The 13,769-nt window shown below is 76.4% G+C and carries 11 protein-coding genes; 7 read left to right on the top strand and 4 right to left on the bottom strand.

Going from position 1 to position 13,769, the window contains the following annotated elements:
- Positions 1-26 precede the first annotated feature (26 nt).
- Positions 27-650: a cysteine hydrolase family protein gene (locus ACF1AK_RS23515; protein ID WP_391500787.1), complete on the top strand. Its 624-nt coding sequence runs from the start codon at positions 27-29 to the stop codon at positions 648-650.
- Here the strand turns inward: ACF1AK_RS23515 and ACF1AK_RS23510 are convergent.
- Positions 637-1,473 (bottom strand): SDR family oxidoreductase, encoded by an 837-nt coding sequence (locus tag ACF1AK_RS23510; RefSeq protein WP_391500786.1) that lies wholly within the window; start codon positions 1,471-1,473, stop codon positions 637-639. The two genes, ACF1AK_RS23515 and ACF1AK_RS23510, sit on opposite strands and share 14 nt — an antisense overlap.
- A 102-nt stretch (positions 1,474-1,575) precedes the next feature.
- Here ACF1AK_RS23510 and ACF1AK_RS23505 point away from each other — a divergent pair, with 102 nt between their 5' ends.
- Positions 1,576-2,526, top strand: a complete 951-nt coding sequence (locus tag ACF1AK_RS23505; RefSeq protein ID WP_391500785.1) for a sigma-70 family RNA polymerase sigma factor — start codon at positions 1,576-1,578, stop codon at positions 2,524-2,526.
- A 62-nt stretch (positions 2,527-2,588) separates the two neighbouring features.
- Here the strand turns inward: ACF1AK_RS23505 and ACF1AK_RS23500 are convergent, their stop codons facing one another.
- The 3 genes from ACF1AK_RS23500 to ACF1AK_RS23490 all read right to left on the bottom strand — a co-directional run bounded on the left by ACF1AK_RS23500 (position 2,589) and on the right by ACF1AK_RS23490 (position 5,345).
- Positions 2,589-4,103, bottom strand: coding sequence for a trypsin-like serine peptidase (locus tag ACF1AK_RS23500; protein ID WP_391500784.1), 1,515 nt, complete (start codon positions 4,101-4,103; stop codon positions 2,589-2,591).
- Positions 4,104-4,212: 109 nt separating this feature from the next.
- Positions 4,213-4,773: a DinB family protein gene (locus ACF1AK_RS23495; RefSeq protein WP_391500783.1), complete on the bottom strand. Its 561-nt coding sequence runs from the start codon at positions 4,771-4,773 to the stop codon at positions 4,213-4,215.
- Positions 4,770-5,345 (bottom strand): nucleosidase, encoded by a 576-nt coding sequence (locus tag ACF1AK_RS23490; RefSeq protein ID WP_391500782.1) that lies wholly within the window; start codon positions 5,343-5,345, stop codon positions 4,770-4,772. Before ACF1AK_RS23490 ends, ACF1AK_RS23495 begins: the two co-directional genes overlap by 4 nt.
- A gap of 330 nt (positions 5,346-5,675) precedes the next feature.
- On the opposite strand from ACF1AK_RS23490, the gene ACF1AK_RS23485 reads away from it, so the two are divergent.
- The 5 genes from ACF1AK_RS23485 to ACF1AK_RS23465 all read left to right on the top strand — a co-directional run bounded on the left by ACF1AK_RS23485 (position 5,676) and on the right by ACF1AK_RS23465 (position 13,593).
- Positions 5,676-7,055 (top strand): hypothetical protein, encoded by a 1,380-nt coding sequence (locus tag ACF1AK_RS23485; protein ID WP_391500781.1) that lies wholly within the window; start codon positions 5,676-5,678, stop codon positions 7,053-7,055.
- Positions 7,056-7,071: 16 nt separating this feature from the next.
- Entirely contained in the window at positions 7,072-8,076 is a 1,005-nt protein-coding gene (locus tag ACF1AK_RS23480; RefSeq protein ID WP_391500780.1) for a glutamate ABC transporter substrate-binding protein, read from the top strand.
- A 136-nt stretch (positions 8,077-8,212) separates the two neighbouring features.
- The gene (locus ACF1AK_RS23475; RefSeq protein WP_391500779.1) at positions 8,213-9,658 is read left to right on the top strand and encodes a hypothetical protein; all 1,446 of its coding nucleotides are present in this window, start codon (positions 8,213-8,215) and stop codon (positions 9,656-9,658) included.
- Entirely contained in the window at positions 9,658-12,264 is a 2,607-nt protein-coding gene (locus ACF1AK_RS23470) for a tetratricopeptide repeat protein (protein ID WP_391500778.1), read from the top strand. The genes ACF1AK_RS23475 and ACF1AK_RS23470 overlap by 1 nt, the downstream gene beginning before the upstream one ends.
- 3 nt (positions 12,265-12,267) lie before the next feature.
- Entirely contained in the window at positions 12,268-13,593 is a 1,326-nt protein-coding gene (locus ACF1AK_RS23465; RefSeq protein WP_391500777.1) for a PP2C family protein-serine/threonine phosphatase, read from the top strand.
- Positions 13,594-13,769: the final 176 nt, after the last annotated feature.

The raw sequence follows: 13,769 nt of genomic DNA, 5'->3' as shown, positions 1-13,769 counted from the left end.
GCCCGGGCCCGCCGCAGGATGGACGCATGACGAACACCAGCGCCCTCGACGCCCCGCTCACCATCGACTCCGACGCCGTCCTGGTCGTCATCGACGTCCAGAAGGGCTTCGAGGACACCGCGTTCTGGGGCGAGCGCGACAACCCCGAGGCCGAGCAGCGGATCGGCGAACTGATCGACGTGTGGCAGGCCACCGGACGGCCAGTGGTGACCGTCCAGCACGAGTCCGCGACGGGCCCACTGGCGAAGGGCACGCCCGGCCACGAGTTGAAGGACTTCGTGGCGGCCGTCACTCCGGCCCTGCACGTCACCAAGACGGTGAACAGCGCCTTCTACGGCACCCCGGACCTGCACACCTGGCTCCAGGAGCGCGGTGCCCGGCAGGTGGTGATCACCGGGATCATCACCAATGTGTGCAACGAGACCACCGCCCGGATGGCGGGCAACCTCGGCTACGACGCGGTCTTCCCGGTCGACGCGATGCACGCCTTCGACCAGACCGGCCCCGACGGCGTGACCGTCCCCGCCGCCGAACTCGCCCGCGCCACCCGGACGGTGCTGCACGCGATGCGGTTCGCCAAGGTGGTCACCACCGAGGCCGTGGTGACGGCGGCGAAGACCGGCGAGCCGACCGCCGTCAGCTGGTCCTGACCCGGCCGGCGGCGCCCGCCGCAGCGCCCGCCGCAGCGCCCGCCGGAAAGGTCCCGGCGAGGAACGCCTCCCAGCCGCGGGCGCCCCGGTCGGCCCCGGGCCCGGCCAGGTTGACGCCCTCCCGGTAGCAGCGGCCCACCGCGCCGGGGGCGCGCAGCGGCAGCATCGGACGGCGCTTGCCGGCGGCCGCCAGGTAGTCGCGGGTGAGGCCGGCCAGGGTGCGCACGGCCGGGCCGGCGAGGTCGGGGACGAGCCCGGCGGGCGCTTCCAGGGCCAGCTCGACCAGCCGCTCGGCGACGTCCCGGGCGTCCACCGGCTCCCAGCGGATGCCGTTGAGCGCCGGGACGACGGGCAGCTTGGCCATCGCGGCCGCCGTCTTGAGCGCGAGGTCGTGGAACTGGGCGGCGCGCAGCGTGGTGAACGGGACGCCCGAGCCGGCGACGGCCTGCTCCGCGGCGTGCTTGGCCCGGAAGTAGCCGAGCGGCACCCGGTCGGCGGCGATCACCGAGATGTGGACGAGGTGCCGCACCCCGGTCCGGCGGGCGGCGTCGACCAGGGTGCGGGTGGTGGCCTCGTCGTGCTTGGCGTCGCCGGCCAGGTGCAGCACCACCTCGGCGCCGGCCACCGCCGCGGCCACGCCCTCGCCGGTCAGCAGGTCGCCGGCCAGGTGGGTGACGCCGTCGGCGGCCGGGCGGGGGTTGCGGGTGAGCACCCGGACCTCCCGGCCCGCCGCGCGCAGCAGCGGCACCACCTGCCGGCCGAGGGTGCCGGTACCGCCGGTCACCAGGACGGGGGCGTTGGTCCCGCTGGTCGGGTACGTCATGATCGTCTCTCCTTCGCCGGTCGGAGGCCGGGCCTCCGGCGGAGCCGTTAGGTTTCGTGGTTCCGGAGCTTTGACCGACGGCGACGAAGGAATGTGACACGGGTGGACGAGAGAATTCTGGCCGCCGGATCCGCACCGGCCGCGGAACTGTTCGAGGCGCACCGGCCGCACCTGCGGGCGGTGGCCTACCGGATGCTCGGCTCGCTCGCCGAGGCGGAGGACGCCGTCCAGGACACCTGGCTGCGTTACGACCGCACGGACACCTCGCAGGTGGAGAACCTCGGCGGCTGGCTGACCACGGTGACCGGGCGGCTCTGCCTCACCCAGCTGCGGGCGCGGGCGCAGCGCCGCGAGGAGTCCTTCGAGTCACGCACCGAGGCGGCCGGCGCGGGCGGCGGGGCCGAACCGCCGGCGCGGATACCGGACCCGCTGATCGCGCGGGCGGACGCACCGGACCCGGAGCAGGAGGTGCTGCTCGCCGACTCGGTCGGGCTGGCGCTGATGGTGGTGCTGGAGTCGCTCTCCCCCGCCGAGCGGGTCTCCTTCGTGCTGCACGACCTGTTCGCCGTGCCGTTCGAGGAGATCGCCCCGCTGATCGAGAAGACGGCGCCCGCGACCCGTCAGCTGGCCAGCCGGGCCCGCCGCAAGGTGCAGGGCCGGGCGCCCGCGCCGGACCGGGACCTCGCCCGCCAGCGGGTGGCCGTCGACGCGTTCTTCGCCGCCACCCGTACCGGGGACCTCGACGCGCTGCTCGCCGTCCTGGACCCGGAGGTGGTGCTGCGGGCGGACGGCGGTGCCGGCCGGGAGCGGCGCCCGGTGGTGCTGCGGGGGGCCCGGACGGTCGCGGGGCAGGCGGTCATGTTCCACAGCCTGTCGCCGTACGCGCGCCCGGCGCTGGTCAACGGCGCGGCGGGCGTGGTGGTCATCGGCGCCCACGGCCGGGCGGTGTCGGTGATGGGGTTCACCGTGCTGGACGGCGTGATCGTGGCGATCGACGTGCTCAGCGACCCGGAGCGGCTGGCCGCGCTCGACCTGGCGGCGTTCGCGGACTGAGGCGGGACGGCGGCCGTCCCCGCGCACCGCAGGGGTGCGCGGGGACGGCCGCCGGGAGGGCGTCAGCCCTTCTTGGAGATGAAGTCGTACGCGCCGGCCGCGACGTCGTCGAGGTACGGACCGGCCTGGAACTTCGGGTCACCGGTGTGCTTGCCGACCGAGACGTTGCTGACCAGGGCGGGCTTGCCGTCCTTCACCGCCAGCCAGCCGCCGCCGCTGGAACCGCCGGTCATGGTGCAGCCGATGGTGAGCATCGGCGGGCGGGCCGGGTCGTAGGACAGCCGGGTCGGCTTGCCGCTCTCGCAGCGGTTGAGCTCCATGCCGTCGTACGGCGGGGCCGCGGGGTAGCCGAACTCGGTGATGCTCAGCTGGTCGCGCGGGGCGTTGAACCAGACCGGCAGCGCGCCGCCGACCGTCTCCTCCAGCGACGTGCCGCCGTCGGCGGGCTGCACCCGGATGATCGCGAAGTCGTAGTGGGTGGCCGGGGAGCCGCCGTCGCCGCCCTCGGCCTTCCACTGCGGGGAGGTCACCGCCTGGGTGGCGTTCCAGACGCCGAACGGTGCGTACTGGGCCTCCTCGGCCTGCTTGCCGCCGCTCAGCGCGCCGGTGCTGTTGAAGGCCGGGATGAAGGAGATGTTGCTGTAGTACGAACCGCCCTTGCCCTGGTGGACGCAGTGGCCGGCGGTCCACACCAGGTTGCTCCTGCCGGGGTGGGCCGGGTCGGCGACCACGGTGGCGGAGCACTGGTAGTGGCTCAGGCCGGCGGCGGCGCCGGCGCCGCTGCCGGGGGCGTCCGCGAACAGCTTTCCGTGCACGCCGGGCTTGGCGTACGGGTGCGGCAGCGGCTGGGCGTTGACGGTCCTGGGCAGCGGGTCGTTGCCGTTGTCGGCGGGCTGCGCGGGCGGGGCCGGCGGCTGGGCCGGGGCCTGGGTCGGCTGCGCGGGCTGGGCCGGGGCCTGGGTGGGCTGGGCCGGCGGCTGCGCCGGGGCCTGGGTCGGCGGGGCGGGCGGCTGGGCCGGCGGGGCCGGGGCCTGCGAGGCCGGCTGCTGGGTGGTGGACGGCTTGGGCGCCGCGGGCGGCGGCGTCGGATGCCCCGGCTGGGTCGGCTGTCCGGCCGGCGGCTTGCTCGCCGGGGCGGACGGCGCGGACGGTGCCGACGGCGCACCCGGCTGGGTGGGCGGCGCGGGCGGGGCCGGGGCCTGCGACGGCTGCGCGGGCGGGGCCGGCGGTGCGGCCGTGGGCGGGGCCGGCGGCGGGAGGGGCTCCGTGGGCTTGGCCTTGAGCAGCTTGTCCAGCGTCCAGAAGCCCTTGGCGGCGGCCGGGAGGGCGTAGTCCTTCGCCCACTTCTCCCAGTCCTCGAACTTCCACTTCTTCAGATCGTCGAGGCTGGCGGGCAGTCCCAGGTTCGGCCCCCCGGCCGGACCCGCTGCCGCGGTGACGGCCGAGTCGGCCGAGCTGTTGTCCGGCCCGCAGGCCGCGGTGGTGACCAGCGCCAGCGCGAGCGCCGAGGCCCCGAGGGCCGTCCTGGCGGTGCGCACGGTGCGGCGACGGCCAACATTTCTGTCAGTCGGTGACATGAACTTCTGTTCCCCCTGTATGAAAAACACCCGGCGCCGCCGGAGCGGCACCGGGTACTGCGCGGGGGAGTATTCCACTGATCGTCAGCCGGCCGCACGCCCCACCCCGTCAGCGGCCGACCGCGCCGTCCAGCAACTCCCGCAGGATGTCGGCGTGACCGGCGTGCCGGCCGGTCTCCTCGATCATGTGCACCAGCACCCAACGCATCGACGGCGCTTCGGAGTCGGGCCGGAGCGAGCGCACCCCCGGGCGGTCGAGGCGGTCGGCCGCCGAGGCGATCACCGCATTGGCGCGGGCGATCGCCGCCCGGTACGCGGCGACCGACTCCGCCACCGTCTCGTCGCCCGGCGAGGGCGCGTCGTCGTCCCACGGCTCGACGTCGTCGCCCCGGTAGGCCCAGAGGAACCAGTTGAGTTCGACGGCGGTGAGGTGGCGCACCAGCCAGAGCAGGCTGGTGCCGGAGGCGACCCCGGGGCGCCGGGCGTCCTCGTCACCGAGCCCGTCGGTCTTGGCGATCACGCTCTCGCGCAGGTAGTCGAGGATGGTCAGCAGGGTGCTGTACTCGTCGGCGTTGATCCCCGGCGGGCGCAGGTCGCCCCGCCCGCCCGCGGTGGTGGCGTCCGCCGCTCCGTCGCCGTGGCCGCCGCCGCCGGCCGGACGCACCGTCACCAGCCCTGTCCGTGCAGCCAGTCGGCGAGGTGGCGGGCGCAGTCGTCGACGCTCTCCCGCCAGGTGTGCCCGGCGCCGTCGCCCGCCTCGTCGCTGACGTGCTTGACCAGCCGGACCGGCAGGCCGGCCCGGTGGGCGACGGTGGCGACGGCGTAGCCCTCCATGTCGACCAGGTCGGCGTGCTCGGCCAGGCGGTCGCGGGCGGCCGCGTCGGAGACGAACAGGTCGCCGGTGGCCAGCACCGGGCCGTCGCCCTTGCCGACGACCAGCGGGGCGCCGTAGACGCGGCCGGTCAGGGCCTGGAGGGTCGGGGTGTCCAGGTCGTGCTGGATCACCTGGGTGACGGTGTGGGTGCCCTCCCAGCCGGGGCGCAGGGCCCCGGCGGTCCCGAGGTTGACGACCTCGGAGGGGTGCGGGCCCCCGGCGAGGACGGTGGCCAGCGCGGCGGCGGCGTTGACCTTGCCGATGCCGGTCAGCAGCACCGGCAGGTGGTCGCCGAGATGGGCGGCCTCCTCCCGGACGGCGACGACGAGCAGCGGTCGGTCGGCGGAGATCGTTCCCAGAAGGCGCATGCCGCCATCGTACGGAGGCCCGGGCCGTCGCACCGGCGCACGAACCGCCCGCGCCGGGGAGTCGCCCGCACAAACGGACCCGGACCCTCCGCAACACCCGGGAACCGCGTAGGGTGCGTGCCGCGTCGACCCGTTCGCCGCCCGCCCCGCGCCTCGGGGCGGCCCGGGCCGGAACGGACGGGAAGCCGCGGAGCACCGCGGGCACGCACAGCTCAAGATCCGCGCAACTCGGGTGTGGCCGCCGGGAGTGACGGCCATACTGCTGGCAACGGCCGGGCCCCGGAGACGGAGGGCGGGCCATTGGGGAGGGGGATGCTGGTGGCGACACCGGTGCGTATCGAGAGGCCGCACGTGCCCGCGCCGCGGTCCGGCGGCACGGAGGCGGTGGTCCCGCGGCCCGGGCCCGTCGCCCGGCTGGGACGGGCCGCCCGGACGGCGCCGGGGCGGCTGCGGCTCGCCGGGGCGCTGCTCGCCGTGCTGGCCCTCGCGTTCGGCGCGCTGACCGCCGTCCAGCTGAACTCCCGGGCCGCGGCGGCCGGGCGGGTGGTCGGCTCCAGCCAGCCGCTCAGCCAGGCCGCCGCCGACATCAACCGCTCGCTGGCCGACGCGGACGCCACCGCGGCGACCGGCTTCCTGCTGGCGGGCGCCGAACCGCGGGCCGTGCGGGAGCGCTACGAGCAGGACCTCAGGACGGCCTCCCGGCTGATCTCCGAGGCGGCCGCCCGCACCACCTCCTCCTCCGCGGACCTCCAGGAGCTGCTCTCCTCGCTCAACCAGAAGGTGCCGGTCTACGCGGGGCTGGTGGAGAGCGCCCGGGCCAACAACCGCCAGGGCTTCCCGCTCGGCGGCGCCTACCAGCGGTACGCCTCCGAGCAGATGCGCACCGAACTGCTGCCGGCCGCCGCCCGGCTGTCGGCCGCCCAGAACGACGTGCTGGCCGACGACCTGGCGCAGGCCCGGGCCACCCCGTGGGCCGGCTACGCGCTGGGCCTGGTGGCGCTGCTCGCCCTGGCCTGGGTGCAGCTGGCGCTGTTCCGGCGGACCAACCGGGTCTTCAACATCGGGCTGCTGGCCGCCACCGCCTCCGTCCTGGCCGCGGTGCTCTGGCTGACGGTGAGCGCGACCGCCGCCGGCTCGGCGCTCGAACGCGGCGAGCGCGAGGGGGGCGCGCCGCTGCGGGCCCTCAACGCCGCCCGGGTGGACGTGCTGACCGCCCGGCTGGCGGAGAACCTGCACTACGTCTCGCGCGGCTCCAGCTCCACCTACGCCAAGCTGTGGTCGACGACCACCGGCCACCTCTGGACCCGCCCCGACGGCGGCGAGCCGGCCGGCACCCTGGCCCAGGCCCAGGCGCTGGCGCCGGCGGACGCCCGCGCCACGGTCGACCAGGCGCTGCGCGACTACGAGCAGTGGAACCAGCGGCACACCGCGGCCGGCGCGCTGGAGAACCAGGGCGACTACCAAGCCGCGCTGGACGCCACCGTGACGGCCCGGGAGGCGGACGCGCCGAACACCGCCGACGCCGCGTTCACCTCCGCCGACCGGCAGCTGGCGCACGCCGCCGTGCTGGAGGAGGGCCGCTTCCGGGGCGCGGCGCTGGGCGTCGACACGGACCTGCGCACCGCCGCGGCGGGCGTCGCGGCGCTGGGCCTGGTGGCCGCCGTCGCGGCACTGGGCGGCCTCGGCCGGCGACTGGCCGAGTACCGGTAGAGGGGGGACGGACCGGATGGGCACGATCACGGAACGGGGACGGGGCCGCACCGCGGTGCTGCGCGCGGCCCGGACGGCGGCGGCGCTGGCGCTGCTGGCCTCCGGCGCGCTGGTGCTCGGCGCGGGCGGACCGCACGGCGGCGCCGGGGCCGGAGCACCGGCGCAGCTGCCGCTGGCGGCCGGGCAGGAGGGGGCGGAGCAGAGCGGGCAGGCGGAACGGTCCGGGCAGGCGGAGCCCTGCGACCTCTACCGGAGCGTCCCGCCGAGCAGCGCGGACGGCGCGGCGGTGCAGGCCATCAAGGCCCGCCGCAGTCTGGTCGTCGGCATCGACCTGAACAGCTACCGGTGGGGCTCGCGCAACCCCAACAACGGGCAGCTGGAGGGCTTCGACATCGACCTCGCGCGGGCGATCGGCACCGCGATCATGGGCGACCCGGAGAAGGTGGTGTTCAAGGCGGTGCCGACCGCCGACCGGATCAAGTACATCAAGGAGGGCCGGGTCGACATCATCGTCCGCACCATGTCGATCACCTGCGAACGGCTGGAGGAGATCGCCTTCTCCCGGCCCTACTTCACCACCAGCCAGCGGGTCCTGGTGCCCCGGACCTCGCCGGCCAGGAGCCTCGACGAGGCGCTGAACGGCACCACCGCGTGCGCGGCGACCGGCTCCTCGGCCCTGGAGGAGCTGAAGACCCGGCCGCTCAAGAAGCTCGTCCCGGTGGAGAACAACCTGGACTGCCTGGTGCTGATGCAGCTCGGCAAGGTCGACGCGACGATGACCGACGACGGCCTGGCGGCCGGCCAGGCGGCGCAGGACCAGACCGTCAAGGTGCTGGACGGCGAGGTGCGCCCGGGCGTGATGGGCGTCGCGATGCTGAAGGGCAGCACCGACCTGACGGCCCGGGTGAACCAGGTGCTCAACGACTACTACAACGGCGGCGCCTGGCGCCGCGCGTACGACACCTGGCTCAAGCCGTACCTGCTGGACGACGCCGACCGGCACTGGCCGGCACCGCGGTGACGGCCGCACGGGCGGGAGCACGCGTTAGGGTCTGTCCGGCGGCTCCCGCCGGGGCCGGCAGCGGTCCCCGGGAGCACGGAACGGGGCAGGTGGAGCGAACGGAGCCGGTGGAGCGAGTGGAGGAGGGGAGAGAGCGATGGCGGCTTCGGCCGGCCCGGTCCTGAGCCGGGAGGAGGTGGACCGCGCGCTGGCGCGCCTCGGCGCGGAACGCGACGCGGTCGAGTCGGCGCTGCTCTCCCTCCAGGACCACCCGGGCCTGCGCCTGCTCGACGGCGCGGCACTGGCCGGGCGGACCCAGGAGCGCTGGGCCGTCGCCGGACAGGGCGTGCCGCTGCTCTGGGCGCTGTTCGACCGCTACTCCGAGGCGCTCGCCTCGGCCCGCGCGGTACGGGCCCGCAAGGCGAGGCCCGGCGCCCCCGAACTCGCCGAGCTGAGCGAGCTGCTGACCGGCGACGCGGTCACCGTGCCCGGCGGCGCGCCGGACGGCCCGCAGCGGCTCGGCGCGCCCGCCCGGCTGGTCGAACGGGTCAGCCTGGACGGGCTGATGGACCGGATGAACGCCTGGTACGCCACCGTCCTGGAGGTGGTCGCGGCGGCCGACGCGGTCTGGACGGCGCTGCCCGCCCGGATCGACCTGCTGATCGCCGAACTGCGCCGGGTGCAGACCCTGGCGGCCTCGCTCGGCGTGCGCGCCGGCACCCACCCGCTCGGCGACGACCTGGACGCGCTGGACGCCGGCCTCGACGGCCTGCGGACCGAGGTGCGCAGCGATCCGCTGGCGCTCTGGCGGCCCGCCCGCGTCCCCGCGCAGCGCGGCACGGTGCCGGACGGCGGCGCGCTCGCCACGCCGTCCGGGATGGTGGACACCGAACGCTTCGACCTGGCCGGGCGGGCGCTGGACGACGTCCGGCTGGAGCTGGAGAACCTGCTGCGGCTGCGCGACGACGCCGAGGAGCGCCTGCAGGGCGTCGGGGACCTGTTGCAGCGGGCCGACGCCACGCTGGCCGAGGCCCGCCGGGCGCGCGGCGAGGTGCTGGCGAAGATCGCCGCCACCGAGGTGCCGGCCGTCCCCGGCCCGGCCTCGGCGCTGCGCGAACGGATCGTGGTGGCCCTGGACCTGCGGCAGAGCGGGCAGTGGTACCGGCTGGCCCCGCTGCTGGACGCGCTGGAGGACGCGGCGGCCAAGGAGCTGGCCCGGGCCCGGCAGTCGCTGACCGAGGTGACCCAGCCGCTGGCCGTCCGGGCCGAACTGCGCGGGCGCCTGGACGCGTACAAGGCGATGGCGGCCCGGCTGCGGATGGCCGAGGACCCGGAGGTCGTGGAGCGGTACGAGAAGGCGCGCTGGCTGCTGTGGAGCGCGCCGTGCGACCTGCGGGCGGCGGCCGCCGCGGTGGCCCGCTTCCAGCAGGCGCTGCGCCCGGCGGCGGAGGCGGACGGGGGCGCGGCGGGCGGCATCGAGCAGGGCGGGGCCGAGCAGGGCGGGGCCGAGCAGGGTGGGGCGTGGGCCGGCGGGGAGCCGGTCGACGGACAGGCTGTCGACGGACGGGCTGTCGACGGACGGGCAGAGGGGGGCCGAGGGTGATGGGCGAGACGTGCGGGCGGCCGGAGTGCGGCGGCACCGGGACGATCGACGCGGACGGTTACTGCGACGAGTGCGGGCTCGCGCCGGAGGGCACCTCCTCGGTGAGGACCGCCGGCGGGACGAGCGGCACCGGGCCGAGCGCCGGCGGACCGAGCGCCACCGGGCCGACGCCGTCCGCCCCGGCGGGCGCGGGCTCCCCCTGCCCGCGCGACTGCGCCGGGACGATCGACACCGACGGCTACTGCGACGAGTGCGGCCTCACCCCGCCCGGACCCCGGCCCCTGACCGGCGCCGCGGCGTCCGGCTCCACCGCGTACACCTCCACCCTGGAGATCGTGTTCGACCCGGACACCGGATCGGCCCGCTCCTCGGCCCGCAGCGCCTCGGCCCGCTCACTGTCCGGCCGCTCCCGCTCGCACCGCTCGACCCGCACCGGCAGCGGCCGCTCGGTCTCGGTGCGCAGCAGCCGCGGCAGTGCCACCGCCAACCGCCACCGCCTCGGCGCCGGCCTGGTGACGGTGCCCAGCGTGCCGGCCGCCGACCCGGCCGCGGCGGTGCTGGAGAACCCGGAGGTGCCGGAGCGCAAGCGGTACTGCTCCAAGTGCGACGCCCCGGTGGGCCGGGAGCGCAACGGCACGCCGGGCCGCCCGGAGGGCTTCTGCACCAAGTGCGGCACCCCGTACTCCTTCACCCCCAAGCTGCGCCGGGGCGACCTGGTCGGCGGCCAGTACGAGGTGGTGGGCTGCCTGGCCCACGGCGGCCTCGGCTGGATCTACCTGGCGGTGGACCGGCGGGTCAACGACAAGTGGGTGGTGCTCAAGGGCCTGCTCGACACCGGGGACGAGGACGCGCTCGCGGTGGCCGTCGCCGAGCGCCGGTTCCTGGCCGAGGTGGACCACCCGAGCATCGTGCGCATCATCAACTTCGCCGAGCACCCGGACCTGCGGACCGGAGCCACCGACGGCTACATCGTGATGGAGTACGTCGGCGGCAAGTCGCTCAAGGACATCGCCAACGAGCGCCGCACCCCCGACGGCCGGCGCGACCCGCTGCCGGTGGAGCAGGCGATCGCCTACGCGCTGGAGGCGCTGCCCGCGCTGGGCTACCTGCACCAGCGGGGCCTGGTCTACTGCGACTTCAAGATCGACAACGTGATCCAGAGCGGCGACACCCTCAAGATCATCGACATGGGCGCCGTCCGCCGGTTCGACGACGAGGGCCCGATCTACGGCACCATCGGCTACCAGGCGCCGGAGATCGCCACCGACGGCCCCTCCCCCGCCTCCGACCTCTACACGGTGGCCCGCACCCTCGCCGTCCTCAGCTTCGACTTCCAGGGGTACTCCACCACCTACCGGGACACCCTGCCCGGTCCGGAGTCCGTGCCCGCCTTCGCCGCCTACGAGTCCTACTACCGGCTGCTGGTGCGCGCCACCGACCCCGACCCGGCCCGCCGGTTCGCCTCCGCCGAGGAGATGGCCGACCAGCTCACCGGTGTGCTGCGCGAGGTGCTGGCGCTCCAGGACGGCCGGGCCCGGCCCGCGCCCTCCACCCTGTTCGGCCCCGAACTGCGCGTCGTCGACACCGAGTTGGTGGCACCCACGGAATGGCCCGGCGAACTGCGGCTGGCCGCCGTCGACCCGCGCGCCGCCGCGCTCGCCCTGCCCGTGCCCCGGATCGACCCCACCGACCCCAACGCCGGCTTCCTCGCCACCCTGCTCGCCACCGACCCGCAGGAGGCGCTGGCCGCCCTGGACGGCGCCCCGGCCGACTCGATCGAGCGCCGGCTGCGGGCGCTGCGCGCACTGCTCGAACTCGGCAGCGCACGGCAGGCCGCCGAGGCGCTCGCCGCGCTGGAGCAGGACCACCCGGACGACTGGCGGGTGGTCTGGTACCGGGGCCTGGCCTCGCTGGCCGCCGCCGCCGACCCGCAGGGCGGCCCGGACCCCGTCCCGGCGGCGGGCCCGGAGGCGGACCCGCGCGCGCAGGCGCTGCGCGCCGCCGCCGAGGCGTTCGACGCCGTCTACGACGCCTTCCCCGGCGAGGCCGCCCCCAAGCTGGCCCTCGCCGTCTGCGCCGAACTCCTCGGCGACGGCGGCGACGCGGCCGAGTTCTACCGTCTGGTGTGGAGCACCGACCAGAGCTACCTGAGCGCCGCCTTCGGGCTGGCCCGGGTCCGGCTCGCCGGCGACGACCGGGCCGGCGCGGTCGCCGTCCTGGAGTCCGTCCCGGCCACCTCCAGCCAGTACACCGCCGCCCGGATCGCCGCCGTCCGGGCCCGGCTGCGCGAGCGGCCCGCCACCGACCCGCTCGGCGCCGACCTCGGCGCGAGCTCCGAGCAGCTGACCGCGCTGCGCCTGGACGACCGCCGCCGCGAGGAACTCGCCGTCGAGGTGCTGGGCGCGGCGCTCGGCTGGGTGACCGCCGGATCCCCCGGCGGGACGGCCGGCGAGGTCAGCGTGCTGGGACGGCCCGCGGTGGAAAGGGAACTGCGGTTCGCCCTGGAGCAGTCCTACCGGGTACTCGCCCGGTTGGCCGACCGGGCCGAAACAAGGATCGAGATGGTGGAGCGGGCCAACCGGGCCCGTCCCAGGACGTGGGTGTAACAGATGCCGCAGCAGACCGTGTGCCAGAGCTGTGCCGAGCCGATGGACCCGGAGGACGTCTTCTGCGGCTCCTGCGGGGCGAGCCGGGACGGCCGGCCCGCCCCCGGCGCGATGCCGGCCGGCTGGTCCGCCGCCCGGGCCGGCGCCGACGACGACCACCCGCCGACCCTGCCCAACGCGCCCGCCGTCCCGGCCCAGGGCGGCCAGGGCGCGCCGGGCACGGGCGCCTGCGCGCACTGCGGGCTCCACCAGGTGACCGCCGACGGCTACTGCGAGGCGTGCGGCCGCGCCCAGCCGCGTCCGCGCGACCACATGGAGAAGGCGCTGGCCGGCGTCGCCGGGGTCAGCGACCGCGGGGTGCGCCACCACCGCAACGAGGACTCCTTCACCGTCGCCGCCAGCTCGCTGCCCGGCGGCGAGCCGGTGGTGGTGGCCGTGGTCTGCGACGGCGTCTCCTCCTCCGACCGGCCCGACCAGGCCTCCGAGACCGCGGTCGACGCCGCCTCGGAGTCGCTGCTCAGCTCGCTGGAGGCGGGTACCGACCCGAGCGACGCGATGCGCCGGGCGGTCGCCGACGCGGCCGACGCGGTGGCCGCGCTCGCCACCGACGGCACCCGGCCGAGCCGGCCCGACGTCAACGCGCCCGCCTGCACCTACGTCAGCGCCATCGCATCCGGCGGCCGGATCACCATCGGCTGGGTGGGCGACACCCGCGCCTACTGGATCCCCGACGACCGGGCCGCCGCCGTGCCGTTCCGGCTCACCCAGGACGACTCCTGGGCCGCCCGGATGGTCGAGGCCGGCCTGATGGACGAGGCCGAGGCGTACGCGGACCCGCGCGCCCACGCCATCACGGGCTGGCTCGGCGCGGACGCCGAGGAGGTCGTGCCGCACGTCATCGGCTTCACCCCGCACTACCCCGGGGTGCTGCTGGTGTGCACCGACGGCCTGTGGAACTACGCCGAGGCCGCCACCGACCTGGCGTACCACGTGCGGCCGGACGCCCGCACCGAACCGCTGGCCGCCGCACGGGAGCTGGTGGAGTTCGCCGTCGCGGCCGGCGGCCACGACAACATCACCGTCGCCGTGCTGCCGATCGACCCGCCGCCGGCCGCGGACCGGGGCGAGGACGCCCGGACCGCCACGGCGCTCGACCTGCCGCTGGTCACCGCGGGCGGCCCGGCCGCCGCCGGCGCCGCGGAGGACGAGGAGGAGTACGAGCCGACCCTGCCGGACATCCCGGTGATCGGCTCCCCCGCCGCCCCGCTGCCGGCGGTCCCGCCGCCGCCGGCCGTCCCGCCCCGTCCGACCGTGCCCCCGGCCCGCTGACCCGGCCGGCCCGCCGGGGCCCGCGCCCGCCCGGGCGCGGGCCCCACCACACTCCGCCCCGACCACCACCGCGTCCGCCCCGCACCCCCCGCGCAGCACCCTCCGCGCAGCACCCTCCGCACAGCACCCTTCCGCCCACCGGACGGCCGCCCGGCCTCCGCGCACAGCAGCCCCCG

Source organism: Kitasatospora sp. NPDC015120 (assembly GCF_043080305.1).
Lineage (GTDB): Bacteria > Actinomycetota > Actinomycetes > Streptomycetales > Streptomycetaceae > Kitasatospora.
This window is presented reverse-complemented; position numbering and strand designations above follow the sequence as displayed.